The organism is Azospirillum endophyticum (genome assembly GCF_016595245.1).
Taxonomy (GTDB): domain Bacteria; phylum Pseudomonadota; class Alphaproteobacteria; order Azospirillales; family Azospirillaceae; genus Azospirillum; species Azospirillum endophyticum.
In genome coordinates, this window is record NZ_JAENHM010000057.1 from 38,831 (window position 1) to 64,181 (window position 25,351).

At 70.5% G+C, this 25,351-nt stretch carries 17 protein-coding genes; 13 read left to right on the plus strand and 4 right to left on the minus strand.

The window, feature by feature from the left end:
• Nucleotides 1-213: 213 nt before the first annotated feature.
• The gene (locus tag JHL17_RS18120; RefSeq protein ID WP_247893632.1) at nt 214-2,436 is read left to right on the plus strand and encodes a sensor histidine kinase; all 2,223 of its coding nucleotides are present in this window, start codon (nt 214-216) and stop codon (nt 2,434-2,436) included.
• 222 nt (nt 2,437-2,658) lie between these two features.
• On the opposite strand, the gene JHL17_RS18125 is transcribed toward JHL17_RS18120, so the two are convergent.
• Complete coding sequence (locus tag JHL17_RS18125) at nt 2,659-3,696, minus strand: NAD(P)/FAD-dependent oxidoreductase (RefSeq protein ID WP_200195138.1); 1,038 nt, start codon at nt 3,694-3,696, stop codon at nt 2,659-2,661.
• A 299-nt stretch (nt 3,697-3,995) separates the two neighbouring features.
• Here JHL17_RS18125 and JHL17_RS18130 point away from each other — a divergent pair, with 299 nt between their 5' ends.
• The 7 genes from JHL17_RS18130 (at nt 3,996) to trxA (ending at nt 14,084) form a co-directional block, all read left to right on the plus strand.
• Nucleotides 3,996-4,418, plus strand: a complete 423-nt coding sequence (locus JHL17_RS18130) for a hypothetical protein (RefSeq protein ID WP_200195140.1) — start codon at nt 3,996-3,998, stop codon at nt 4,416-4,418.
• Between the two features lie 94 nt (nt 4,419-4,512).
• Nucleotides 4,513-4,995: a tRNA (adenosine(37)-N6)-threonylcarbamoyltransferase complex ATPase subunit type 1 TsaE gene (gene tsaE / locus JHL17_RS18135; RefSeq protein WP_200195142.1), complete on the plus strand. Its 483-nt coding sequence runs from the start codon at nt 4,513-4,515 to the stop codon at nt 4,993-4,995.
• On the plus strand, nt 4,995-6,023 hold the full coding sequence (locus JHL17_RS18140) for an aminoglycoside phosphotransferase family protein (protein ID WP_200195144.1): 1,029 nt from the start codon (nt 4,995-4,997) through the stop codon (nt 6,021-6,023). The genes tsaE and JHL17_RS18140 overlap by 1 nt, the downstream gene beginning before the upstream one ends.
• Before the next feature lies 1 nt (nt 6,024).
• A complete protein-coding gene (locus JHL17_RS18145) occupies nt 6,025-6,765 on the plus strand; it encodes a nucleotidyltransferase family protein (RefSeq protein WP_200195146.1) in 741 nt (246 codons plus the stop codon).
• A 188-nt stretch (nt 6,766-6,953) separates the two neighbouring features.
• Entirely contained in the window at nt 6,954-9,932 is a 2,979-nt protein-coding gene (gene addB / locus JHL17_RS18150; RefSeq protein ID WP_200195148.1) for a double-strand break repair protein AddB, read from the plus strand.
• A 157-nt stretch (nt 9,933-10,089) separates the two neighbouring features.
• Nucleotides 10,090-13,611, plus strand: a complete 3,522-nt coding sequence (gene addA / locus JHL17_RS18155) for a double-strand break repair helicase AddA (protein ID WP_200195150.1) — start codon at nt 10,090-10,092, stop codon at nt 13,609-13,611.
• 149 nt (nt 13,612-13,760) lie between these two features.
• Nucleotides 13,761-14,084: a thioredoxin TrxA gene (trxA, locus tag JHL17_RS18160; RefSeq protein ID WP_149234618.1), complete on the plus strand. Its 324-nt coding sequence runs from the start codon at nt 13,761-13,763 to the stop codon at nt 14,082-14,084.
• Nucleotides 14,085-14,149: 65 nt separating this feature from the next.
• On the opposite strand, the gene JHL17_RS18165 is transcribed toward trxA, so the two are convergent.
• The gene (locus tag JHL17_RS18165; RefSeq protein WP_200195152.1) at nt 14,150-15,019 is read right to left on the minus strand and encodes an alpha/beta fold hydrolase; all 870 of its coding nucleotides are present in this window, start codon (nt 15,017-15,019) and stop codon (nt 14,150-14,152) included.
• Between the two features lie 195 nt (nt 15,020-15,214).
• Entirely contained in the window at nt 15,215-16,048 is an 834-nt protein-coding gene (locus tag JHL17_RS18170) for a tetratricopeptide repeat protein (RefSeq protein WP_247893633.1), read from the minus strand.
• A 98-nt stretch (nt 16,049-16,146) separates the two neighbouring features.
• Here JHL17_RS18170 and JHL17_RS18175 point away from each other — a divergent pair, with 98 nt between their 5' ends.
• The 5 genes from JHL17_RS18175 (at nt 16,147) to gyrB (ending at nt 24,234) form a co-directional block, all read left to right on the plus strand.
• A complete protein-coding gene (locus JHL17_RS18175) occupies nt 16,147-17,022 on the plus strand; it encodes an SDR family oxidoreductase (RefSeq protein ID WP_200195156.1) in 876 nt (291 codons plus the stop codon).
• A 167-nt stretch (nt 17,023-17,189) separates the two neighbouring features.
• Entirely contained in the window at nt 17,190-18,962 is a 1,773-nt protein-coding gene (locus JHL17_RS18180) for a hypothetical protein (RefSeq protein ID WP_200195158.1), read from the plus strand.
• A gap of 318 nt (nt 18,963-19,280) precedes the next feature.
• Complete coding sequence (gene dnaN / locus JHL17_RS18185; protein WP_200195159.1) at nt 19,281-20,411, plus strand: DNA polymerase III subunit beta; 1,131 nt, start codon at nt 19,281-19,283, stop codon at nt 20,409-20,411.
• 64 nt (nt 20,412-20,475) lie between these two features.
• Nucleotides 20,476-21,660 (plus strand): DNA replication/repair protein RecF, encoded by a 1,185-nt coding sequence (gene recF, locus JHL17_RS18190; RefSeq protein WP_200195256.1) that lies wholly within the window; start codon nt 20,476-20,478, stop codon nt 21,658-21,660.
• A 90-nt stretch (nt 21,661-21,750) separates the two neighbouring features.
• The gene (gene gyrB / locus JHL17_RS18195; protein WP_200195161.1) at nt 21,751-24,234 is read left to right on the plus strand and encodes a DNA topoisomerase (ATP-hydrolyzing) subunit B; all 2,484 of its coding nucleotides are present in this window, start codon (nt 21,751-21,753) and stop codon (nt 24,232-24,234) included.
• Between the two features lie 241 nt (nt 24,235-24,475).
• On the opposite strand, the gene JHL17_RS18200 is transcribed toward gyrB, so the two are convergent.
• A complete protein-coding gene (locus JHL17_RS18200; protein ID WP_200195163.1) occupies nt 24,476-25,117 on the minus strand; it encodes an HD domain-containing protein in 642 nt (213 codons plus the stop codon).
• Nucleotides 25,118-25,351 lie beyond the last annotated feature (234 nt).

Below are 25,351 nucleotides of genomic sequence, written 5' to 3' on the forward strand. Positions count from 1 at the left end.
CGAAAAGGCAGCAAGCCGCATGGGTGTGCGCTTGTCGGTGGGAAATGGCTGAACTACTCTGCGCATCTTGATTCATTTCGACAGACTCAGCCGGGCCCTTGCCAAGCCCCGGCGGTCCCGGGGGTGAAAAGCGTGGTCGGTCTCGCTGGCTTCTTTTGGAACAAGGAACCCCGGCGCCAAGCCGATCATGCCGCCGCGGATCGCTGGCGGGCCATGCTGGCCGCCGCGCCGCACCCCTGGTGCGCCTGGACCGACCAGGGCGAGAGCGCCCTATCGGACGAGGCGGCGGCCCTGCTGGGCATTTCCTCCGCCGACGCGCTCACCGGCTCGCCCGCCGGCTCGACGGCCAATGGCCTGACCGCACCCGATCTCGCGCCCGCACTGTCCCGCCTGCGCTGCGACGGCACCCCCTTCCGCTGCGAGGCGGCGGCACCCGGCGGACGGCGTCTGGTGCTGACCGGCCGGCGCGGACGGGCGGGCGGGACGCACTGCGACGTGGTGTGGATCGAGGATGTCACCATCGCCCGCGGCGCCGCACGGGACGCCACGCTGCGCCAGGAGGAGGAGGCGGGAGCCGCCCGTTCCCGCCTTGCCGAGTTGCAGGCGATGGCGGACGCGCTGCCGGTTCCGGTGTGGATGCGCGACCGATCGTTACGGCTGTCCTGGTGCAACCGCGCCTATGCCCGCGCCGTCGACGGCGATCCCGGGACGGTGGTGGCGGAGGGGCGGGAGCTGACCGCCGCCGGCCCGGCGCTGGCCGAGCGGGCGCGCAGCGGCGGCTTCGCCCAGTCCGACCGCGCCCCCGTGGTGATCGGCACCGAACGCCGACTGCTGGAGGTCACCGAGGCGCCGCTGCCGCTGACCGACGGCGGCGGCACGCTGGTGGTCGGCTATGCCCTGGACCTGACCCCGCTGGAGGAGTTGCGCGGCGAGCTGGACCGCCACCTGACCGCGCATGCGGAGGTGCTGGAACGGCTGGGCACCGCCATCGCCATCTTCGGCCCCGATACCCGGCTGACCTTCTTCAACCAGGCCTATGCCCGCCTTTGGGACCTGGACGAGGCGTGGCTGCGCAGCGAGCCGACCAACGCCGAGCTGCTGGAGGAGCTGCGCGCCCGCCGCCGGCTGCCGGAATATGCCGACTACCAGACCTTCAAGCGGGAAAGGCTGACCCGCTACACCCACCTGGTGGAACCGCTGGAGGAGATGCTGCACCTGCCGGACGGCACCACGCTGCGCCATCTGGCAGCCCCGCATCCGCAGGGCGGGCTGATCACCATCCTGGAGGACGTGACCAACACGCTGGCTTTGGAATCCTCCTACAACACGCTGATGGCGGTGCAGCAGGAGACTTTGGACAATCTGGCCGAAGGCATCGCCGTGTTCGGCGGCGACGGCCGGCTGAAGCTGTCCAACCCGGCCTTCGCCCGCATCTGGGATCTGGAGGACCGCGACCTGCACGGCGAACCCCACATCGCCGACGTCATCGAACGCATGCGCCCGCTGCTGGAGATCGTGCCGGCGGAGAAGGCGCCGGACCGGCCGGCAGAGGCCGCCACCTGGGAGGCGCTGAAGGAAGAGCTGGTCGGCGCCACGCTGGAGCGCAGCGTCCGCTCCGGCCGGGTGGAGCGCAGCGACGGGTCGGTGGTGGAATTCTCCACCCTGCCGCTGCCGGACGGGGCGGTGCTGAACAGCTATCTCGACGTCACCGACGGCGCCCGGCTGGAGACGGCGCTGCGCGCCTCCAACGCCGCGCTGGAAGCCGCCGACCAGTTGAAGAGCGAGTTCATCGCCAACGTCTCCCACCATCTGCGCACGCCGCTGAACGGCATCATCGGCTTCGCCGAAGTGCTGGCGAACCAGTATTTCGGCGAGCTGAACACCCGCCAGATGGAGTATGTGCGCAGCATGCTGGCGGCCGGCCAGCGCCTGCTGGAACTGATCGACGACGTGGTCGACCTGACCAGCCTGGGGGCCGGCGTCACCACGCTGGACCGCGGCGCGATCAACCTGCCCGACCTGCTCGACTCGGTCGCCGGCCTGACCCGCGACTGGGCGCGGCGCGAGGGGCTGCGGCTGGAGGTGGTGGCGCCCGAGGCGTTGGGCGAGATGGAGGGGGACGGCAAGCGGCTGAAGCAGGCGCTGTTCACCCTGGTGGTGGGCGCCATCCGCCACCCGCCCGCCGACCGCCGCATCCGGCTTGCGGGCGAAAGGCTGAACGGCAGCATCACCCTGTCGGTCAGCGGTGCGGCGGCGCCGGAGGCCGACCCGCAGGGCGCCGCCGCGTTGGGCGTCTCGCTGGCCCGCAACGTGGTGGAACTGCACGGCGGCCGGCTGGAACTGGACGAGACCACCGGCGCCGGCGTCTACCGCAGCGCCCATGTCCGCTGCATCATGCCGGTGCAGGCCCCGGTGAACGGGGTGAAGGCGGGGTAGGATTAACTCCCTCTCCCGCCCCGGGAGAGGGAAGGGGCCCATGCGCAGCATGGGAAGGGTGAGGGGTGGTGCAAGGAACCAGATGCCTGATCCTTGGTGTACCCCTCACCCTCCCCACTTCGTGGGTCCCCTCCCTCTCCCGGGGCTCTCAGCGGATCTTCGATCCGCCTGACGCCGTCAGCACAAACGAAGTTTGTGCGAAAGGCGGGAGAGGGCAGTCATTCACGCTCCGCCCGGCACGCCCTTCGAGGTGGAGTATTCGAAATGCAGCGCCTCGCCCGGATAGACCAGCGGGCGGATGGCGTGGGCCGCCTGGGCCGCCTCGGCGAAGCCGCAGAGGATCAGCTTCAGCTTGCCGGGATAGGTCGCGATGTCGCCGATGGCGAAGACGCCCGGCACGTTGGTGGCACAGCCGGGCTGGGCGACGGCGATGTGGCTGCGCTCCAGATCCAGGCCCCAATCGGCGATGGGGCCGAGATTCATCGACAGGCCGAAGAAGGCGAGCAGCGCGTCGGCCGGCAGCGCCTTTTCCTCGCCGTCCAGCGTGGCGACGCGCACCGCGGTCAGCCGGCCGTCCGCGCCGTCCAGGCCGGAGAGCTGGTAGGGCACCACCATCTCGATCCGCCCCTCGCGCACCAGCGCCTCCATGCGGGCGACGCTTTCGGGGGCGGCGCGGAACTTCGGGCGGCGGTGGACGACATAGACGCGCTCGGCGACGTCGGCCAGGGAGATGGCCCAGTCGACGGCGCTGTCGCCGCCCCCGGCGATCACCACCTTCCTGCCGGCGAAGTCCTGGCGGCGGCGCACCATGTAGAAGACCGACTTGCCCTCATAGGCCTCCAGCCCGTCGAGCGGCGGGCGGTTGGGGCCGAAGGCGCCGCTGCCGGCGGCGATGACCACCGCCCGGGCGTCGATCTTCGTGCCGATGCTGGTCTCCACCAGCCAGCGCCCGCCGTCCTGGCGGGTCAGCTTTTCCACCTGCTGGCCCAGATGGTAGGTGGGCGCGAAGGGAGCCGCCTGCTCCGCCAGCCGGTCGATCAGGTCGGCCGCCTCGATCGAGGGGTGGGCCGGGATGTCGTAGATCGGCTTTTCCGGATAGAGCGCCGTGCATTGGCCGCCGACCATGTCCAGCGCGTCCACCACATGGCAGCGCATCTTCAACATGCCGCATTCGAACACGGCGAACAGCCCGACGGGGCCGGCGCCGACGATGACGACATCGGTGGTGAGGACATCGTTGCTGGAGGCGGTCTGCGACATGGAAGCCAATTCCTTGGGACGGGGTGCCGGACGACGGGGTGATGGAGGAGCTGAACCGCCCCTCCATTGTCCGCATTTGCCGGCCGGGTCAACCCCCAGCAAGGGGAAGGCGCCGCCATGCCGCGCAGGGGAGTGGCGCGAGGAATGCGTTTTAACAATTTCGCGTAAATTCGTCTAAATTTGTTTATTGCACGCGGCGGCTGCAGGGCGGACAGTACGGGAACGCGGCGGATGGTCGGCCCGGATGCTCCTCGGCCCGGCCATCCCCAGCCCGACTGCCTGCCAGGTGGAGGCCCGGAATGAAGGAACTTCGGTGTCTGGTCTTCACCGACCAGGAGGTCGTGCGGGCGGTGCTGGACCGCCGGCGCCGGGTGAAGGATCCGTTGCCGGTCGGCACAGTGTCGAACATCGTCTACCACCGCAACGAGGGACCGGAGCCGGAAGGCATCGAGATCCGCCTGTCCGTCACCGACGACGACGGCGTGGTGACCGAGCTGGCGCTGGGCGACACCGAGGTGACGGCGGCGCTGGTCGGCTATTGCATGGGCCGGCGCATCCCCCTGCCGGTGGCGTCGGACAAGATCCTGCACCTGATCAACGGCGCGCTGACGCTGATGATCACCATGAACTTCAACAAGGCGCCGCGGCTGGTGGTGGCCGGCGGCGCGGACGGATCCGGGGCAGGCGACCGGCTGTCCTCCAAGCGCCGGGTCGGCCGTTAAATCGGCCGCTGGGTCGGCCGCCGACCCATCCTTCTTTACGGCCCCACCTTATACGACTTGCGGGCGGGCGGCGGCTTCGCACAGTATCCGCGCCATGTCGGACACGTCCCTCCATACCCTCGTCCTCCCGCTGCCTGACGAGGCGGCCACCGCGGCGCTGGGCCGCCGGCTGGCCATCGTCCTGCGGCCGGGCGACCTCGTGGCCCTGCGCGGCGACCTCGGCGCCGGCAAGTCGGCGCTGTCGCGGTCCTTGATCCGCAGCGTCACCCATGAGGACGCCGAGGTGCCCTCCCCCACCTTCACCCTGGTGCAGACCTACGACACCGCCATCGGGCCGGTCTGGCATTTCGACCTCTACCGCCTGTCCGGCCCCGACGAGGTATATGAGCTGGGCTGGGACGATGCGCGGGCCGAAGCGGTGGCGCTGGTGGAATGGCCGGACCGGCTGGGCCCGCTGCTGCCGCCCGACCGGGTGGAGGTGACGATGGAACATGACGGAGCGGATGCCCGCCGCGCCACGCTGACCGGCCACGGCGCGCTGGCGGCTCGGGTGGCCGCCGCCGACTGGACGCTGTGATGGCGGCCATACCGTCTGCGCGGGAGGTGGAGATCGCCGCCTTCCTGGACGCCAACGGATTGGCCGGCGCGGCGCGGGAGCCGCTGGCCGGCGACGCGTCCGCCCGGCGTTACGAGCGCCTCTGCAAAGCCGATGGAAGCACGCTGATCCTGGTCGACACGCCGGCCCCGGCCGAAGACCTCGGGCCGTTCATCGCCATCGGCGCCGAACTGGCGGCGATCGGGCTGTCGGTTCCCACCATCCTCGCGTCGGACGTGGAGCGGGGACTGGCGCTTCAGGAGGATTTCGGAAGCGAGACATTCTCCCGCCTGCTGGCGGACGGTGCCGATTCCTGGCCGCTCTACGGGATGGCGACCGACGCGCTGATCACCATCCACCGCGGCTGGCCGGAGGGGGCGGCAAGGCGGCTGGCCCTGCCGGTCTACGATCCGGCGCTGTTCGTGGAGCAGACCCGGCTGTTCCTCGACGCCTATGTGCCGGCGGCGCTGGGGCGGTCCCTGAACGACGGGGATCGGTCCGATTTCGATACGGCTTGGCGGATGGTGCTGGAGCCGGTCTGCACCGGGGCGCCGTCGCTTCTGCTGCGCGACTATCATGTCGACAACCTGATGCGGCTGCCGCGGCCGGGGGTGAAGGCCGCCGGACTGATCGACTTCCAGAGCGCCGGCTGGGGGCCGCGGGCCTACGATCTGGTGTCGCTGCTGGAGGACGCGCGGCGCGACGTGGCGCCCGATCTGGCCGGGGCGATGGTCGCACGCTATCTCGCCGCCTTCCCCGAGACCGATGCCGCCGCCTTCCGCCGCGCCATGGCGGTGCTGGGGGCGGTCCGCCACGCGCGGATCGTCGCCATCTTCGTCCGCCTGGCGCTGAGCCAGGGACGGCGGTCCTACCTCGTCCATCTGCCGCGGGTCTGGCGCCTGCTGGAAGCGCAGCTGGCGAAGCCGGAACTGGCGCCGGTCGCCGGCTGGTTCGACCGCCACCTGCCACCCGCCGCCCGTGCCGCCTTCGTCGTTCCGGAGACGCCCTGAGATGACCGTGACCATTCCAGAAACTGCGATGGTGTTGGCCGCCGGCCAGGGCCTGCGCATGCGCCCGCTGACCAACGATCGGCCGAAGCCGCTGATCCCGGTGCTGGGTAAGCCGATGCTGGACCATGCGCTCGACCGGCTGGCCGAGGCCGGCGTCGGCCGGGCGGTGGTCAACAGCCATTATCTGGGCGCGATGATCGGCGAGCATCTGCAGGAGCGGACGGCGCCGGCCATCACCCTGTCGCCGGAGGACACGCTGCTGGAGACCGGCGGCGGGGTGAAGAAGGCGCTGCCCCATCTCGGCACCGCGCCGGTCTACACCGTGAACGCCGACATCTTCTGGCTGGACGGGCCGGTGCCGGCCCTGCGCCGTCTGGCATCGCACTGGAACCCGGCGGAGATGGACGCGCTGCTCCTGCTGATGGCGACGACCAAGTCGGTCGGCTATGACGGGCCCGGCGACTATCACATGGACCCGCTGGGCGGCCTGACCCGCCGGGCCGAGCGCGAACTGGCGCCCTTCGTCTATGCCGGGGTGCAGATCGTCAAGCCGGAGCTGTTCGCGGCCGGCACGCCCGACGGCGCCTTCTCCACCAACCTGATCTGGGACCGCGCGCAGGCGGCGGGACGGCTGTTCGGCCTCGCCCATGACGGGCTGTGGTTCCACATCGGCACGCCGGCCGGGCTTCGGGAGGCGGAGGATCTGCTGTCCATCGGCGGCGTGCGGGCGGTGGCGCATTGAGGGCCGGGCCGAGCTATACTGGACGAGACGTTTCGCCCCCACCTTAATCCTCCCCCGCTGGGCGGGGGAGGAAACTACCGCCACTCTCCCGCCCAAGCACTTTCCCCCTCCCCCGCGATCGGATCGGCCTTCCGCCGACCGAGGGCGGGGGAGGGTTGGGGTGGGGGCAAGCGATACACGGACCTTCCATGTTTCCCGACAGCTCCACTCTCCCCAAAGTCTACAGCATCCCCGCAGGCGCGCCCTTCGTCGACATGCTGGCGGCGGGGATCATGGAACGGGTCGGCGGCGACCCGATGGCGCTGGCCGGGGTCACCGTCCTGCTGCCGACACGGCGCGCCTGCCGGTCGTTGCAGGCGGCCTTCCTGCGGCGGTCGGGCGGGCAGCCGACGCTGCTGCCGCGGATGGCGCCGCTGGGCGAGCTGGATGCCGGCGACCTCAGCCTGACCGAGGAGGAGCTGCCCGACCTCCCGCTCGACCTGCCGGAGGCGATCTCGCCGCTGAACCGGCAGATGACGCTGGCCCGGCTGATCCTGGGGGCCGAGGGGCTGTCGGCGACGACGGCGCAGGCGGTGCGGCTGGGCGCCGATTTGGGCCGGCTGATCGATGCGGTGTGGATCGAACGCGCCGGATTCGAGAAGCTCGAGTCGCTGGTGCCGGAGGATTATGCCGAGCACTGGCAGGTCACGCTGAAATTCCTGCGCATCATCACCGAGGTCTGGCCGGCCATCCTCGAGTCGGGCGGCGAGACCGACCCGGCCAAGCGCCGCAACCTGGCGCTGGAGACGCAGGCGGCGCTGTGGCAGGCGGCCCCGCCGCCGGGCATGGTGATCGCCGCCGGCTCGACCGGCTCCATCGTCGCGACGACGGAACTGCTGTCGGTCATCGCCCGGCTGCCGCTGGGGGCGGTGGTGCTGCCCGGCCTCGACACCGGTGCCGACGACGTGATCTGGGACGCCATCGCCGGGGATGAGTCCCATCCGCAGCATGGCCTGTCGCAGCTGATCGACCGGCTGGGCGTCACCCGCGCCGAGGTCCGGCCCTGGAGCGACGCGACGGAGCCGCGCGGCGCCCGCGCCCGTCTGATCGCCGAGGCGATGCGCCCGGCGGCGACCACCGAGGGCTGGCGCGAATTGTCGGGGGTGGAGGCGGCGGCGCTGGACGGGCTGACCCGCATCGACGCCGCCACCTCGGAAGAGGAGGCGCAGGTCATCGCCCTGCTGATGCGCCATGCGCTGGAAACGCCGAACAAGACCGCGGCCCTCATCACTCCCGACCGCAACCTCGGCCGCCGGGTCGCCATGGCGCTGGCGCGCTGGGGCATCCTGGTCAACGATTCGGGCGGCCAGCCGCTCGCCCACACCGCGGTCGGCACCTATCTGCGGCTGACGGCGGAGCTGGTGGCGAGCCGCGTCCATCCGCTGGCCCTGCTGGCGCTGGCCAAGCATCCGATGGCGGCGGGCGGCCGCGGCTCGGCGGATTTCCGCGCCGCCGCCCGCGCGCTGGAGCGGGTGGTGCTGCGCGGCCCCCGCCCGGCGGAAGGGTTCGACGGCGTGCTGGCGGCGCTGGAGCAGGCCGACCGCTTCGACCATGAGGAGCAGCAGGAATTCCTGCGCGGCTGGCTGGTCGATCTCGGCCAGCGCGCCGCGCCCTTCCTGGAGGCGCTGACCAGCGAGACGCCGCTGGCCGATCTCGTGCGCGCCCATGTCGCCTTCTGCGAGTCGCTCGCCGCCGACGATGCGCTGACCGGGGCGGAGCGGCTGTGGCGGCAGGACGACGGCGAGGAGGCGGCGCGCTTCGTCCACGACCTGCTCGACGCGGCCGAGGGTTTCCCGGCGATCCCGGCCAAGGACTACCCGGCGCTGCTCGACGCGCTGATGAGCGCGCGGGCGGTGCGTCCCCGCTACGGCCTGCATCCGCGCCTGTTCATCCTGGGTCCGATGGAGGCCCGCCTCCAGCATCTCGACCTGACCATCCTCGGCGGGCTGAACGAGGGGACCTGGCCGCCGGCGGCCGCCGCCGATCCCTGGATGTCGCGGCCGATGCGGCGCGATTTCGGCCTGCCCAGCCCGGAACGGCTGGTCGGCATGTCGGCCCACGACTTCGCCCATGCCTGCGGCGCGCCGGAGGTGGTGCTGACCCGAGCCGCGCGGGTGGAGGGCACGCCGACCGTGCCGTCGCGCTGGCTGCTGCGGCTGGAAACCGTGCTGAGGGCGCTGGATCTGGACGGCGTGATCGAAGCGCGCGGGGCCTGCTGGCTCGGCTGGGCACGCGGGCTGGACGAGCCCGAGCGGGTACAGCCGGTGGCGGCGCCGGAGCCGCGTCCGCCGCTGTCCGCCCGGCCGCGCAAGCTGTCGGTGACGGAGATCGAGACCTGGATGCGCGATCCCTACGCCATCTACGCCCGGCACGCCTTGCGGCTGCGGGCGCTCGACCCCATCGCCGCCGATCCGGGGGCGTCGGACCGCGGTCAGATCATCCACGACACGCTCGACGCCTTCGTCCGCGAGCATCCCGCCCTGCTGCCCCACGACGCGCTCGACCGGCTGATCGCGCTGGGGCGGGAGCGCTTCGGACCGCTGCTGCGCAGCCATCCCGACGTCTGGGCCTTCTGGTGGGCGCGTTTCGAGCGGGTGGCCGGCTGGTTCGTCGACCTGGAGCGCGAGCGCCGCCCCCGCCTGCGCCCGCTGGGAACGGAAGTGCCGGGCCGGCTGGAGCTGTCCGGCCCCGGCGGACCCTTCGCCCTGACCGCCAAGGCCGACCGCATCGACCGCGGCCCCGACGGGCTGGTGGTGATCGACTACAAGACCGGCACCCCGCCGAGCCCGCGCGAGATCGAGCTCGGCTTCGCCCCGCAGTTGCCGCTGGAGGCCGCGATTGCGGCGGCCGGCGGGTTCAGCGGCATCGACAAGGGCGAGGTGGCCGAGCTGACCTTCTGGCGCCTGTCCGGCGGCGACCCGGCCGGCGAGGAGAAGCCGGTGAAGGGCGACCCGGCGGCGTTGGGCGAGCAGGCGCGGGCCGGGCTGGAGGCGCTGATCGCACGGTTCGACGACCCGGCGACGCCCTACCGTTCGCGTCCACGCCCGGCGATGGCGCCGCGCTACACCGACTATGCGCATTTGGCCCGCGTCCAGGAATGGTCGTCGGGCGGCGGGGAGGGGGAGTGATGGGGAGTGGTGTCGGCGTGATTCCCCCTCTCCCCCCCGGGGAGAGGGTCGGGGTGAGGGGGGCGCATTGCGTGCCTGCCCCAAAGGTCCTGCGGTGCATCCCCCTCACCCTAACCCTCTCCCCGGGGGGGAGAGGGGATCTGTGGAAGCATCGCCCATGACCATGACCGACCTGTCCCCCCGTACCTTGCCGCTCGACCCCAACGTGGCGCAGCGGCGGGCGTCCGATCCGACGGCGTCGGTCTGGGTCGGCGCCTCGGCCGGGTCCGGCAAGACCAAGGTGCTGACCGACCGGGTGCTGCGGCTGATGCTGTCGGGCACGCCGCCGGCGCGCATCCTCTGCCTGACCTTCACCAAGGCCGCCGCGGCGGAGATGGCGATCCGCATCAACCGGACGCTCGGCCTGTGGGCCACCCTGCCCGACGAGGCGCTGGAGGACCGGCTGGCCGACCTCTGCGGCGAGCGGCCGTCGATGGAAGCCCGGCTGAACGCGCGGCGCTTGTTCGCCCAGGTGGTGGACTGCCCCGGCGGCATGAAGATCCAGACCATCCACGCCTTCTGCCAGTCGCTGCTGCGCCGCTTCCCGCTGGAAGCCGAGCTGGCGCCGCATTTCGACGTGATGGACGACCGCACCGCCGACGGGCTGCTGACCGAGGCGCGCGACGCCGTGCTGCATGCCGGCCGGACCGAGCCGGACAGCCCGCTCGGCCGCGCCATGGGCCGGCTGACCGGTGACCTGAATCCGGAGGATTTCGCCGGGCTGCTGGCCGAACTGGCGAGCCAGCGCGGGCAGGTGGAAAAGCTGTTCGAGCGTTTCCACGGGCTGGACGGGCTGATCGACGCCATCCACGGCACGCTGCAGGTTCCGGCCGGCGTGACCGAGGAGTCGATCCTCACCCACGCCTGCCACGACGACCAGTGCGACCCGCCGGCCCTGCGCGAGGCCTGCCGGGCGCTGTCGGGCGGCAGCGCCGGCGACCAGGAACGCGGCATCGCCATCCAGCATTGGCTCGACGCCGCCGACCGCCGGGTCCGTGCCTTCGAAGCCTACAAGCGCCTGTTCCTGACCGCCGAGGGCAGTCCGCGCAAGACGCTGATGACCAAGAAGCCGGCCACCGCCTACCCGCAGGCTCTGCTCTCCCTGCAGAAGGAGGCGGAGCGGCTGGTGGAGATTTCGGACCGGGTGAAGGCCGCCGGCGTCGCCGCCTCGACCACCGCCCTGCTGACCCTGGCGCAGGCGATGCTGGACGCCTATCGCGACCGCAAGGCGGCGCGCGCCTTGCTGGACTACGACGACCTGATCCTGGCGGCCAACCGGCTGCTGAGCGGCGACGGCAAGGCGCCGCGGGTGCCCTGGGTGCTGTACAAGCTGGACGGCGGCCTGGACCATATCCTGATCGACGAGGCGCAGGACACCAACCCCGACCAGTGGGCCATCGTCGCGGCGCTGGCCGGCGAGTTCTTCGCCGAACTGGAGGCCGCCGCCCCGGACGGCAAGATCCGCACCGTCTTCGCGGTGGGCGACGAGAAGCAATCGATCTTCAGCTTCCAGCGCGCCGATCCCGCCGAGTTCGCCCGCATGCGCCGGCATTTCCAGGACAAGGCGGAGTCGGCCGAGCGGCTGTGGGCGGGGGTCGACCTCGACATCTCCTTCCGCTCGACAGCGGCGGTGCTGGAGACGGTGGACGCCGTCTTCACGCTGGACCGCGCCCGCGACGGCGTGGCGTCCGACGCCAACCCGGTCATCCGCCACCGCGCCTTCCGCCGTGGGCAGGCCGGTCTGGTCGAGCTGTGGCCGCCGGTGAAGCCGGCCGAAGCCGTCGAGACGCCGGCCTGGGCGCCGCCGGTGGCGCGCGAATCCGCCGATTCGCCGTCGGCCCGCCTCGCCGCGGTCATCGCGGCGACGGTGCATCGCTGGATCGACGGCGGCGAGAGGCTGGAGGCCAAGGGCCGGCCGGTGCAGCCCGGCGACGTCATGGTGCTGGTCCGCCGCCGCACCGCCTTCGTCACCGAACTGGTCCGCGCGCTGAAGGACCGCGGCGTGCCGGTGGCCGGCGTCGACCGCATGGTGCTGACCGAACAGCTCGCCGTCATGGATCTGGTGGCGCTGTCCGACTTCCTGTTGCTGCCCGACGACGACCTGACGCTCGCCACCGTGCTGAAGGGGCCGCTGGTCGGGCTGGACGAGGAGGCGCTGTTCCGCGTCGCCCATGGCCGGCGCGGCACGCTGTGGCGCTCGCTGGTGGCGCTGGCCGAGACGGAGGCGGAGTTCCGCCCGGCCCGGCGCTATCTCGGCGACCTGCTGGCGCGCACCGACTTCTCCGCCCCCTACGAGCTGTTCGCCGGGCTGTTGAACCGGCCCTGCCCGGCCGACGGCCGCTCGGGGCGCCGGGCGATCCTGAAGCGGCTCGGCCCCGACGCCCAGGATCCGCTGGAGGAGTTCCTCGCCGTCTGCCTCGCCTTCGAGAAGACCGAGCCGCCGTCCCTGCAGAATTTCCTGGCCTGGCTGGCGGCCAGCGACGCCGAGATCAAGCGCGAGCTGGAGCAGGGCGGCGGCACCGTGCGGATCATGACCGTCCACGGCTCCAAGGGCTTGCAGGCGCCGATCGTCTTCCTGCCCGACACGCTGGGCAGCCCGACCCAGAGCCCGCCGATCCTATGGCCGGACGACGACTGCCCGGTGCCGCTGTTCGCCGCCCGGCGGTCGCAGGAGGACGGGCTGTGCGCCGAGGCGCGGGCGCGGGCCAACCGGCGGCGCGACCAGGAATACCGCCGGCTGCTCTATGTCGCGCTGACGCGGGCGGAGGACCGGCTCTACATCTGCGGCCACCAGGGCAAGCGCGAGCCGTCCGACGACTGCTGGTACCGGCTGGTCGAGGAGGCGATGCGCGACAACGGCGTGCAGCACCCCTTCGACTTCACCGGCCTCTGCCCCGACGGCTGGGCCGGAGAGGGCTGGCGGCTGGTCGGCGCCCAGACCGCCGTGGTGCCGCGCCATGTCGAGACGGAGGAGAGCACCGCCGCCGAGCCGCCGCCGCCGTGGATCGGCGAACCGGCACCGGGCGAGCCGGAGCCGTCGCGGCCGCTGACCCCGTCGCGGCCGGACGGCGAGGAGCCGGCGGTGCGCTCGCCGTTGGGCAACGACGACGGCCAGCGCTTCCGCCGCGGCCTGCTGGTCCACCGGCTGCTGCAGACCCTGCCCAATCTCGCCGAGGCGGCGCGGGACGCCGCCTGCCGCCGCTTCCTGGCGCGGCCGGCGCACAAGCTGACGCCGGACCAGCAGGACGCCATCGCGCGGGAGACGCTGGCGGTGCTGAGCCATGCGGAGTTCGCGCATCTGTTCGGCCCCGGCTCGCGGGCGGAGGTGCCGCTGGTCGGCGTGGTGGCGCTCGGCGACGGCAGCCGGGCCCTGGCCGGCCGCATCGACCGTCTGGCGCTGACCGGGGATACGGTGTGGATCGTCGATTACAAGACCAACCGGCCGCCGCCGCGGGATCTGGAAGACGTGCCAATGGTTTACCGGCGCCAGATGGCGGCCTACCGCGAGGCGTTGCGAGCGGTCTATCCGGGGCGGCGGGTGCGGTGCGTGCTGCTGTGGACCGACGGTCCCTACACCATGGAGCTGCCGCCCTCGGTGATGGACGCGGCGGCGGCCGGACTGGTCCCGCGGGCGGGGTGAAGAGCGGCCGGCGGGTCCCCCGAAAGATGGGGTGACTTGACCGGCCGGGCGCCTCCGCCCTACATTTTGCTCAATTCCACTGACGGGGCGATGCCCGCCGGGCTTTCACAACCGGTCCGCGGCGCTTCCGACTCAAGGCAAGAGGTCACATGAGCACCACCATCAAGGTTACCGACGACAGTTTCGAGCAGGACGTCCTGAAGGCCAGCGGCCCGGTCCTGGTCGATTTCTGGGCGGAATGGTGCGGCCCCTGCAAGATGATCGCCCCGGCGCTCGACGAGCTGGCCGGCGAGTATGAAGGCAAGGTCACCGTCGCCAAGCTGAACATCGACGAGAACCCGGGCACCCCCGGAAAGTACGGCGTGCGCGGCATCCCGACCCTGATGCTGTTCAAGGACGGCAGCGTCGCCGCCACCAAGATCGGCGCCCTGCCCAAGGGTGCGCTGTTCCAGTGGGTCGACTCGGCGCTGTAAGCCGGCACCTGGGCAGAGTTCAGGTAAGGAGAAGCCCCGCCCGCGGTCACCGCGGCGGGGCTTTTTCATTCTTCCGGCTGGGTGCCGAGGAATTCCAGAAGCTCGCGCGCCAGCTCTTCCGGCAATTCCTCCGCCATATGGTGGCCGCAATCCAGACCGCGCCCACGCAGATCCGGTGCCCAAGGTCGCCAGACCGCCAGAACATCGCCGTAAAGCTCCTCCAGATCGTCCCGCAATGACCACAAGGCCAACACCGGACAGGTCAGCCGTCGTCCGGCGGCTCGATCGGTCGCGTCATGGTCTCGGTCGATGCCCAGCCCGGCGCGGTAATCCTCCAGCATGCCGTGCACGGTGCCAGGATCATGGATGGCGGCGTGGAAATCCCGGTAGGCCTCCTCCCCCATTGCGTCTGCCGAGCCGCCATACCAGGCATCGGGATCGGCCAGGATGGCGCGCTCCGGCTTATCCGGCTGGGCGTAGAAGAACCAGTGCCACCAAGCGCGGGCAAAGCGGGCATCGCACCGCTCCAGAGCCTCCCAGATCGGTACGCCGTCGAGCAGCGCGAGGCGGGTGACGGCGACGGGATGGTCCATCGCCAGACGGAACGCGGTATAGGATCCGCGGTCGTGGCCGACGACGGCGAAGCGCTCAAAGCCGAGGTGCCGCATCAGGGCGAGGCAATCCAGCGCCTTGGCCCGTTTGGAGGAATTGGCGTGATCCGGCCGGTCTGCCGGCTTCGACGATTGGCCGAACCCTCGCAGGTCTGGACAGACCACACTGTGGGAGGCCGCCAGCAGCGGCGCCACCCGGTGCCAGGTCGCATGGGTGCGCGGATGGCCGTGGAGCAGCAGGACCGGACTGCCCTGCCCACCATGCCGGACCCGCAGAGTCGCGTCCGGCAGTTCGACGGTCTCCAGCGTGAATCCTTCGAACACCGTGCTCTCCCCGCCTTGCCTTTCCGACATTGAACAGGAAAACGGCGGCACGGGCGGCGAGGTTCCTCCACCGATCCGGGGAAGACGGCAGTAAGGCCGGACGGCAAAACGGACCGCGGAGGGACGTCGGCGGCCCGTACCTGCATCGGGAAAGTCTTGAGGTCAGGCGTTTTTTACCCCGGACGCCGACGGATATCAGGGAGATTTCGGCTTTGCCGTATCCTTACCCGCTTCCTTGCCCTTGGCCCCCGCGACCTCCGCCGTCCGGGCGAGATTGTCGGCGGCGGCGCGGCCCCAGTCGCTGTCGGGGGAAACGCGGCGGGTCAGCGCCCAGTCGTCGCGCGCGGCCGGCAGGTTGCCGCCCAGCGCCTTGACGTTGCCGCGCAGCAGGATCGCCTCCGGGTCGCCGGGCTTCAGTTCCAGGGCATGGTCGATGTCGGCCAGCGCCTGCCGGTAGTTGGACAGCGCCTTGTTGGCGGTGGCGCGGTAGAGATAGGCGTCGGCCCGCCGCGGGTCGCGCGACAGCGCGGCGTCCAGGTCGGCGATGGCGTCCCAGAAGCGCTCCCCCTCGGCGCGGGCGAAGGCGCGGTCGATCAGCAGGTCGGTGTCGCCCGGCGTCTTGTCGAGAGCGGCGCCGTAGAGCCGCTCCGCCCGGCCCTGGTCGCCGGCCCGCAGCCACGCCCAGCCGGCCCGGCCGAGCAGCGAGGCGGCGGCCTTGGGATCGTCCTTGCCCAGCGTCGGTACCAGCGCCTCCATCTGGGTGCCGGCCGCCTTGAACTCCCCGGCATGGAACTGCGCCAGCGCGTAGCAGAGCTTGGCGAAGTCGCCGCCGCCCTGCTCCTGCCAGCGCATCGCGTCGGCCTTGGCCCCGTCGGGATTGGCCTCCGCCTTGGCGGCACAGGCCTGGAGTTCGCGGTTGCGGTCGAGGCCGGAGGACGGACCGGTGGCGGATGCCGCGGGCGTGGCCGGCAAGCTGGCGAAAAGCCCCAGTGCGAGGGCAGCGGAAAGGTAGGGATTGCGTCGGGTCATGGTGGCTTTACACTCCGCCATCGCCGGGCAGGGCGCAAGCCCGCAAGCCCGTCCCCGCTGCTACACCGCTCCCCGTCCTCAACCGGAACCGCCTCCTGATGACCGATCCCCGCCTGTTCGTCTTCGGCCCCGGCTACAGCGCCCGCGTCTTCGCCGACGGGCTGCGCGCCGAGGGATGGCGCATCGCCGCCACCTGCCGCAGCGCGGAGAAGAAGGCGGAGCTGGAAGCCCAGGGCATCGAGGCCTTCCTGTTCGAGCGCGGCAGGCCGCTGGCCGATGCGCAAGCGGCGCTGGCCGGCACCACCCATCTGCTGGTCAGCATCCCGCCGGACGGCAAGGGCGATCCGGTGCTGGACCAGCATGCCGGCGATCTGGCCGACCTGCGCACGCTGGAGTGGGCCGGCTATCTCTCCACCACCGGCGTCTATGGCGACACCGCGGGCGCGTGGGTGAGCGAAGCGGCGTGGCTGAGGCCGACCGGCGAGCGCCAGAAGCGAAGGGTGGAGGCGGAACGCGGCTGGCTGAACCTGTACCGCCAGTATGGCGTGCCGATGCACCTGTTCCGGCTGGCCGGAATCTACGGCCCCGGCCGCAGCGCCATCGATTCCGTGCGCGACGGCATCGCCAAGCGGGTGGACAAGCCGGGTCAGGTCTTCTGCCGCATCCATGTCGACGACATCGCCAACACGCTGCGCGCGTCGATGGCCCGGCCGACGCTGGGGGCGGTCTACAATGTGGCCGACGACCTGCCCAGCCCGTCGCACGAGGTGGTGGACTATGCCTGCCGCCTGCTGGGGGTGGAGCCGCCGCCGCTGGTGCCCTTCGACCAGGCCGAGATGTCGCCGATGGCCGCCAGCTTCTACGCCGATTGCCGCCGGGTGAAGAACGACCGCATCAAACGCCAACTCGGCGTCACCCTGGCTTATCCCGACTATCGCGCCGGGCTGGACGCCCAGTTGGCGGCGGGCCTGTAGCCGAAGAGTCCGAAAAAGGTAAACCTAAGATCACAAAGCATTCGCCCGGCATATGCCGGTAGTCCTAATGATCGGCCGAATACACGCATGGAAATAGCAAAGGATATTTAATAATCTCCCGCGATCATGAGCGTCGGGCGACGATCATCCCGCGAGGTGTTGGGCGCATGAACAGCACGCCGACGGCCACGGCCTCCCTCCCCTCCGCCACCGCTGCGGCCGGCGGGGACGGCATGGGCTCCGCCACCTTCCGCCGCCAGATGGACGAGGTCGTCGCCCGCATCCCGATGCACGCCATCCGCTCGGTGCTGGATGCGGTCGAGGGGGCGTCCAGTCCGAACGGCGAGCGGGCACGGCATCTCCGCGACGCGCTGGTCGACCATTTCAACCGGCTGCGGCCGATGAAGGCGCGGCGCCTGTTCACCAGCCTGTTCGAACCCTTCCTGGTCGACGACCCGATCCTCTACCGCGCGCCGGAGTCGGTGCCGGCACTGCTCCAGCGGGTCGACATGGGCGGCATCTGGGCGGCGCTGGCCCGGTACGCCTTCCCCGGGCTGGCGGCGGAGGTGCAGGGCCGGCTGGACGAGCTGGCGCGCGAGGCGATGCTGGACGCCGTGCTTGCCGGCCCCGACGCGATGGTGATGCGCGAACTGATGCGCAAGGAAGCCCTGGACTTCCTCTATGCCATGGCCGGCGACCGCAAGCTGACCGACCGTTTCCTGGCGCTGGCGAACGACGAGGCGCACCACGACGCCCGGCTGCGCACCCAGTATCTCGGCCGCAAGGCGCCGATCGACGCCGACCTGCTGGGCTTCGTCCGCGCGCTGCTGGAGCACAACGATGTGCTGGTGCCGCTGACCCTGCGCATGCGCCGCGACATCGAGGAGATGCGGCGGGAGGGGATGCAGGACGCCTCCGACCCGCGCTCCGCCGAGGTGGACTGCCAGTCGGCGCTGATGGTCGGCTTCGTCCGCCGGGTGCGCGATCTCGGCCTGCCCTTCCGCGACCAGTCGCAGGTGCTGGCCTGGTTCGCCCCGCTCTACGGCCTGAACGTCAAGCGGCGCTACGACGTGGTGCTGCGCCATGTGCGCGAGCATGGCGGCCCGGCGGTGCGCGAGTCGCATCCCCTGCTGCGCGCCCTGCTCTGCCATTTCCACGCCGCCTGCGCCACCATCCGCGAGGCGGTGGACGGGATGTTCGGCGACATGGACATCCAGAACAGGGAGATGGGGGATGGCGGGGTCCTGTCGACCCCTGCCCCGGCCCGCGCCCTGCTGGGCGAGGCGGTGGAGCGGTTCGACCGCGGGCTGACGGCGCTGGCGGGCACCGGCTTCCTCGCCAGCCGGTCGACCGGCCCGGCCCTGCGGGCGGAGCTGAGCGCCGTCAGCCGCGAGCTGACCGGCACGGTGATGCCGGCGCTGGCCGCCCGGCTGCAGGCGGCGATGAACGCCCGCCACGCCCCGGTGCCCGACCATGAGGACATCGTCTGGCTGCTGGAACTGGTCTGGCGCTGGGGCCGCCATCTCGGCACCGCCGGCTACGCCAACCCGGAGCTGAAGTCGCTGCGCCTCTATGCGGTGGAGACCGGCCGCCTCGCCTTCCTCCAGGCGATGAAGGCCGAGCCGCAGGAGAAGCCGGCCCAGCGCATGGCCCACCTGCTGCGCATCCGCCGGCTGATGGCGGCGATGGACGAGCCGGTGGACGGCTGGATCAGCCCGGTCAGCCAGGGCCTGCACCGGGTGGTGCACAGCTATCTCGACGCGGCGGCGGAGATCACCCGGGATGAATGGGCGGTGATCGACGCCTTCGTCGCCAGCGTGCGCAGCGAGCTGAGCCGGTCGCGCAACTGGCAGAGCGCCGATTTCGTCGAAATCCTGCGGCTGCACGAGGCGAGACGGCGGGCGGCGCGTGATTTCACGGAGGCGTTACCCCCCACCTAACCTCCCCCGCTCTCAGCGGACCTACGGTCCGCCTGCCGCGTCAGCACAAAGCAAAGCTTTGTGCGAGAGCTGGGCGGGGGAGGGACTGCCGCCGAACGCCGACGAAAATCCAACTCCCTCCCCCGCCCAGCGGGGGAGGGTTGGGGTGGGGGCGTCGCGCAGGAACTCCCCCCTCGGCCGAAGGCCTTAGCCGCAACAATTTGGTTCGGTGCAACCATCGATGTGGTATGATGCGCGCCCGCTCGGGGCGGGACGGCCGGACGACGGCCGGCCTCCCGGCGGGCTTCGCAAACTCAGCCCCGCCGAGACGACGCCAGCATGAACATCACCATCGAACGCGCCGCCCTTCTCCGTTCCCTGGGTCACGTGCAGAGTGTGGTCGAGCGGCGGAACACCATTCCGATCCTCTCCAACGTCCTGCTGCGCGCCGGCGACGGCGAATTGTCGCTGGCCGCCACCGACATGGACCTGGAGATCGTGGAGACGGTGCCGGCGACGGTCGGGCGCCCCGGCGGCACCACGGCGCCGGCCCACACCCTGTTCGACATCGTCCGCAAGCTGCCCGACGGCAGCCAGGTGGAGCTGGACATCGCCGGCGACGGCACCGTCCTGACGCTGCGTGCCGGCCGGTCGCAGTTCAAGCTGTCCTGCCTTCCGGTCGAGGATTTCCCGCAGCTGTCCAGCGGCGACCTGAAGCACAATTTCTCGGTCGCCGCCGCCGACCTGCGCGGGCTGATCGACCGCACCCGCTTCGCGATCTCCACCGAGGAGACGCGCTATTACCTGAACGGCATCTATCTCCACGCCGCCAAGAGCAAGATGGGCAGCCTGGAGACGCCGGTGCTGCGCGCCGTCGCCACCGACGGACACCGGCTTGCCCGCGTCGAGATGCCGCTGCCGGACGGGGCCGAGGCCATCCCCGGCGTCATCATCCCGCGCAAGACCGTCACCGAGATCCGCAAACTGGTGGACGAGGCGGCCGACCGCATCGAGCTGTCGGTATCCGACAACAAGATCCGCTTCGGCTTCGACAGCGTCGTCGTCACCTCCAAACTGATCGACGGCACCTTCCCCGATTATGAGCGGGTGATCCCGGTCGGCAACGACAAGGTGATGGAGGTCGACGCCAAGCTGTTCGCCGCCGCCGTCGACCGCGTCGCCACCATCTCCACCGAGAAGAGCCGGGCGGTGAAGCTGTCGCTGGTCCGCGGCGCCCTGACCCTGTCCGCCACCAGCCCCGAATCCGGCAGCGCCACCGAGGAGCTGGAGGTCAATTACGCCGAGTCTCCGCTGGAAATCGGCTTCAACTCTCGCTATCTGCTGGACATCACGCAGCAGATCGAGGGCGAGGGCGCCCAGTTCACGCTGGCCGACGCCGCGTCGCCGACCATCATCCGCGACGTCGCCGACTCCACCGCGCTCTATGTCCTGATGCCGATGCGTGTGTGATGGGGCTGCGGGGATCCTCCCCGCCCCGGGCGGAACGGACCAGTTGCAGCACACGGCAGTTTCGATGAGCGGCGGCACCCCGGTGTCCGCCGCAACGCCGGTTTTGGCTCCGGCCCTTGCCGTGCGGCGGATGACGCTGACGCGCTTCCGCGGCTACGACTCCGCGCGGCTGGAGCCCGACCGCCGTCCGGTCGCCCTGATCGGCCCGAATGGCGCCGGCAAGACCAATCTGCTGGAAGCCGTCAGCTTCCTCGCCCCCGGCCGCGGCATCCGCGGCGCCCGGCTGGCCGAGGTGGAACGGCTGGGCTCGGCTCCCGGCGCCGGCTGGGCGGTGGCGGCGACGCTCGACACCCCGCTGGGTCCGGTGGAGATCGGTACCGGCCGCGAGCCTCATGACGGCAACCGGACATCCGACCGCGACCGCCGGCTGGTCCGCATCGACGGCCATCCCGCCAAGGGCCAGACCGCGCTGGCCGACCATGTCGCCATGGTCTGGCTGACCCCGCAGATGGACCGCCTGTTCCTCGAAGGGTCGAGCGGACGGCGGCGTTTCCTCGACCGGCTGGTCTTCGGCTTCGATCCCGCCCATGCCGGCCGGCTGTCGCGCTACGAGCATGCCCTGCGCGAACGCGCCCGCCTGCTGCGCGACGGCCGTTTCGACGAGGGCTGGCTCGGCGCGCTGGAGGACCAGATGGCGACCACCGGCATCGCCGTCGCCGCCGCGCGGCGCGAGGTGGTGCAGCGGCTGCGCGCCGCCTGCGCCCGTTCGGTCGGTCCCTTCCCCGGCGCCGACCTCGCCGTCGCCGGCACAGTGGAACGTTGGCTCGACGAGGGGCCGGCGCTGGCGGCGGAGGATGCGCTGCGCGAGTGCTTGCGCGCTGGACGCCGCGCCGATTCAGACGGCGGCGGCGCCACGGTGGGACCGCACAAGAGCGACCTCGCCGTCCGCCATGCGCCCAAGGACATGCCGGCGGCACTCTGCTCCACCGGCGAGCAGAAGGCCCTGCTGATCGCCATCGTGCTGGCCAATGCCCGGCTGCTGGCGGCCGAACGCGGGGCGGCGCCGATCCTGCTGCTGGACGAGGTGGCGGCCCATCTCGACCCCGAGCGGCGCGCCGCGCTGTTCGGCGAAATCCTCGCATTGGGCGCCCAGGCCTGGATGACCGGCACCGACGAGGGGGTTTTCGACCCGCTTGGACAGGATGCCCAGCGGTTCCGCATCGAAGACGCCCATATCCGCCCCGGATAGGGAGGAAAATCCAGGCCGAGGCCCGGAAAAAAAGCATGCTGACGCACGCGAAACCGCCGAATCCGCAACCGAATCTGTTATAGTCGACGCATGGCACAGGAAGCACTGAAGAACGACCTCCCGCAGTCGGAGCCCCAGCAGGCGGACTATGGGGCGGAATCGATCACCGTACTGCGCGGGCTCGATGCCGTGCGCAAACGCCCCGGCATGTACATCGGCGACACCGATGACGGCTCCGGCCTGCACCACATGGTGTACGAGGTGGTCGACAACGCCATCGACGAGGCGCTGGCCGGCTATTGCGACAAGGTCGAGGTCGTGCTGAACGCCGACGGATCGGTCACGGTGCGCGACAACGGCCGCGGCATCCCGACCGACATCCATTCGGAGGAAGGCGTCTCGGCGGCCGAGGTCGTGATGACCCAGCTCCATGCCGGCGGCAAGTTCAACCAGAACAGCTACAAGGTCTCCGGCGGCCTGCACGGCGTCGGCGTCTCGGTGGTGAACGCCCTGTCCGAGACGCTGGACCTGCGCATCTGGCGCGCCGGCCGCACCTGGACCATGCGCTTCCGCCATGGCAACGCCGAGGCGCCGCTGGCCGATGTCGGCGAGGCGCCGATGGTGCCGGAGAAGGGCAAGCCGCTGTCGGGCACCGAAGTCACCTTCATGCCCTCGACCGAGACCTTCACCAACATCGAGTTCGATTTCGCCACGCTGGAACACCGGCTGCGCGAGCTGGCCTTCCTCAACTCCGGCGTCCGCCTGTTGCTGACCGACGCGCGCGGGGTGGAGCCGAAGGTGCAGGACCTGCATTACGAAGGCGGCCTGGAAGCCTTCGTCAGCTGGCTCGACCGCTCCAAGACGGCGCTGCACAAGCCGGCGATCACGCTGAAGAACGAGCGGCCGACCGAGCATGGCGGCGTGGTGACGGTGGAATGCGCGCTGCAGTGGAACGACAGCTACCACGAGACGACGCTGTGCTTCACCAACAACATCCCGCAGAAGGACGGCGGCACCCACCTCGCCGGCTTCCGCGCCGCGCTGACCCGCGCGATCAACAACTACGCGACCGAATCCGGCATCGCCAAGAAGGAGAAGGTCAGCCTGTCGGGCGACGACGCCCGTGAAGGCCTGACCTGCGTCCTGTCGGTGAAGGTCCCGGATCCGAAATTCTCCAGCCAGACCAAGGACAAGCTGGTCTCGTCGGAAGTCCGCCCCGTCGTCGAGGCGGTGGTGGGCGAGGCGCTGGCCCAGTATTTCGAGGAACATCCGGCCGACGCCCGCCGCGTCATCCAGAAGGTGGTGGAAGCCGCCGCCGCCCGCGAGGCCGCCCGCAAGGCGCGCGACATCACGCGCAAGAGTTCGCTCAGCATGTCATCGCTGCCGGGCAAGCTGGCCGACTGCCAGGAGCGCGACCCGGCGCTGTCGGAGCTGTTCATCGTCGAGGGCGATTCGGCCGGCGGCTCGGCCAAGCAGGGCCGCTCGCGCCAATCCCAGGCCATCCTGCCGCTACGCGGCAAGATCCTGAACGTGGAGCGGGCGCGGCTCGACAAGATGCTCGGCTCGGCGGAGATCGGCACGCTGATCGCGGCGCTGGGCACCGGCATCAGCGACGAGTTCAACGCCGACAAGGCGCGCTACCACAAGATCATCATCATGACCGACGCGGACGTGGACGGCAGCCACATCCGCACCCTGCTGCTGACCTTCTTCTTCCGGCAGATGCCCGACCTGATCGAGCGTGGCTATCTCTACATCGCCCAGCCGCCGCTCTACCGCATCAAGCGCGGCAACGCCAAGGAGCGGTACCTGAAGGACGACCGGGCGCTGGAAGAATATCTGGTCGAGGCGGCGCTGGGCGACCTGTCGGTCCGGCTGTCGGACGGCACGCTGCTGATCGGCGAGCAGCTGGCCGGTCTGGTCGAGCAGGCCCGCACCGCGCGGCCGGCGATCGACACGCTGTCGCGCAAGGTCGGCAACGCCATGGTGGTGGAGCAGGCGGCGGTGGCCGGCACCCTGTCCGCCACGCTGGCCGACGACAAGGCGGCGGCGGAGGCTGCGGCCAAGGCGGTGGCGGAGCGGATGAACGCGCTGGACGCCGACGGCGGCTGGCGCGGCGAAGCCCTGCCCCAGGGTGGCTATGCCGTGATCCGCGCCCGGCGCGGCGTCACCCACCGCCACCTGTTCGACACCGACTTGCTGAAGAGCGGCGAGGCTCGCCGCCTGGACGGCTTGGCCGCCGACCTGAAGCGGGTGTTCGGCACCGCCGGCCAAGCCTTCGAGAAGCAGAAGGAAAGCCGCGCCCTGACCGGCCCCGTCGCCCTGTTCGACACGGTGATGGAGTTGGGCCGCCGCGGCGTCACCATCCAGCGCTACAAGGGCCTGGGCGAGATGAATCCGGACCAGCTGTGGGAAACCACGCTGGACCCGACCAAGCGCTCGCTGCTGCAGGTCCGCGTCAGCCACGCCGATCAGGCGGAGGAGGTCTTCTCCACCCTGATGGGCGACGTCGTCGAACCGCGCCGCGAGTTCATCCAGGACAACGCGTTGAAGGTGTCGAACCTGGACGTGTGATGCCGGCGGTGTGGTCGGTTAAGCAAAGGATGAGAAACCGAATCCTGAGTTTGAGACACTTTTAACCGCACTATCGTCAGAGACGGCGGGAGCCATCTCCGGAACCGGAGAGCGAGCAAAGAGGGCGGGGCCATAAAGGCTCCGCCCTTTCTGTTTGTGTTGCGGGTGGACTGGAGCGGCCGCGCTCCAAGTCGCTGATGGGGGACAGACCCCCTTGGCGACACGACCCAATTCACTGGCGTCAGCTTTCGAATGGCGCCCCGAGCAGAAGGTCGCACACATTCGGGATTTCAAGGCCAGGAACCAGGCGCCGGCCGATATCGGCCAGCCCTGTGCCGATGGCGGTGTGCGGCTTTTTCCTCGCGACCTCGGCGAGTGCCTCGGTGAACGCCTTCTTGAAGCCGAGACGCGGGTAGAGTGCGAGCGTATCGTCGATCAACTGTGGGGAAATCTCGTCCAGTCGAAGGCCCATGACATCCACATGGGCACCGAAATGGACCAGCGCCACTTCGGGCTCCCGACGATCGGCGATGTCGGCGGCCGAATGCAGCGCGATCGCATCCCAGACCAAGTCGATTTTTCCCTCCGGATAATCATGGTCATACAGGAACCTGCTTGCCGCGTCGGCCCCATCGACTTCGAAGCGCTTGTCCGCAGCGTAGTCATGCGAAAGGCCCAGATCATGGAGCAACGACGCGAGGTAAACCAGCTCGCGATCATATTTCAGCGCGCGCTTCCTGCCGAGGAATTCCGCGAACCACCACGTTCGGTGGAGGTGATTGACGAACGTCGTGCTGTGCGCCTGCTCTACAAGCGCGGCGGCTTTGCGGGCGAGTCCTGAGTCCGGCGCAACGATGCCACCAATGCTGATCGGAGTGTTCATGGGACGTCCTCAAAGATCTGGTGCGGGCTTAACCGTTTCCTGCCGGAAAGGTGGATTTTCGATCCCTTGGCAGCAATGACAAACGTCCCTCGATTTCTGACTCTGGATTTTTCCTTTATTCGAGTTCACGCCGATTCCGGCTGAGGCCATTCGCTGAAGGGTGCATGGCGCGGCAGCGCAGCCGGCCTCCCTCCCGACAGAACCAGGGGCTCGCGTCCGGGAGAGCTTCCGATC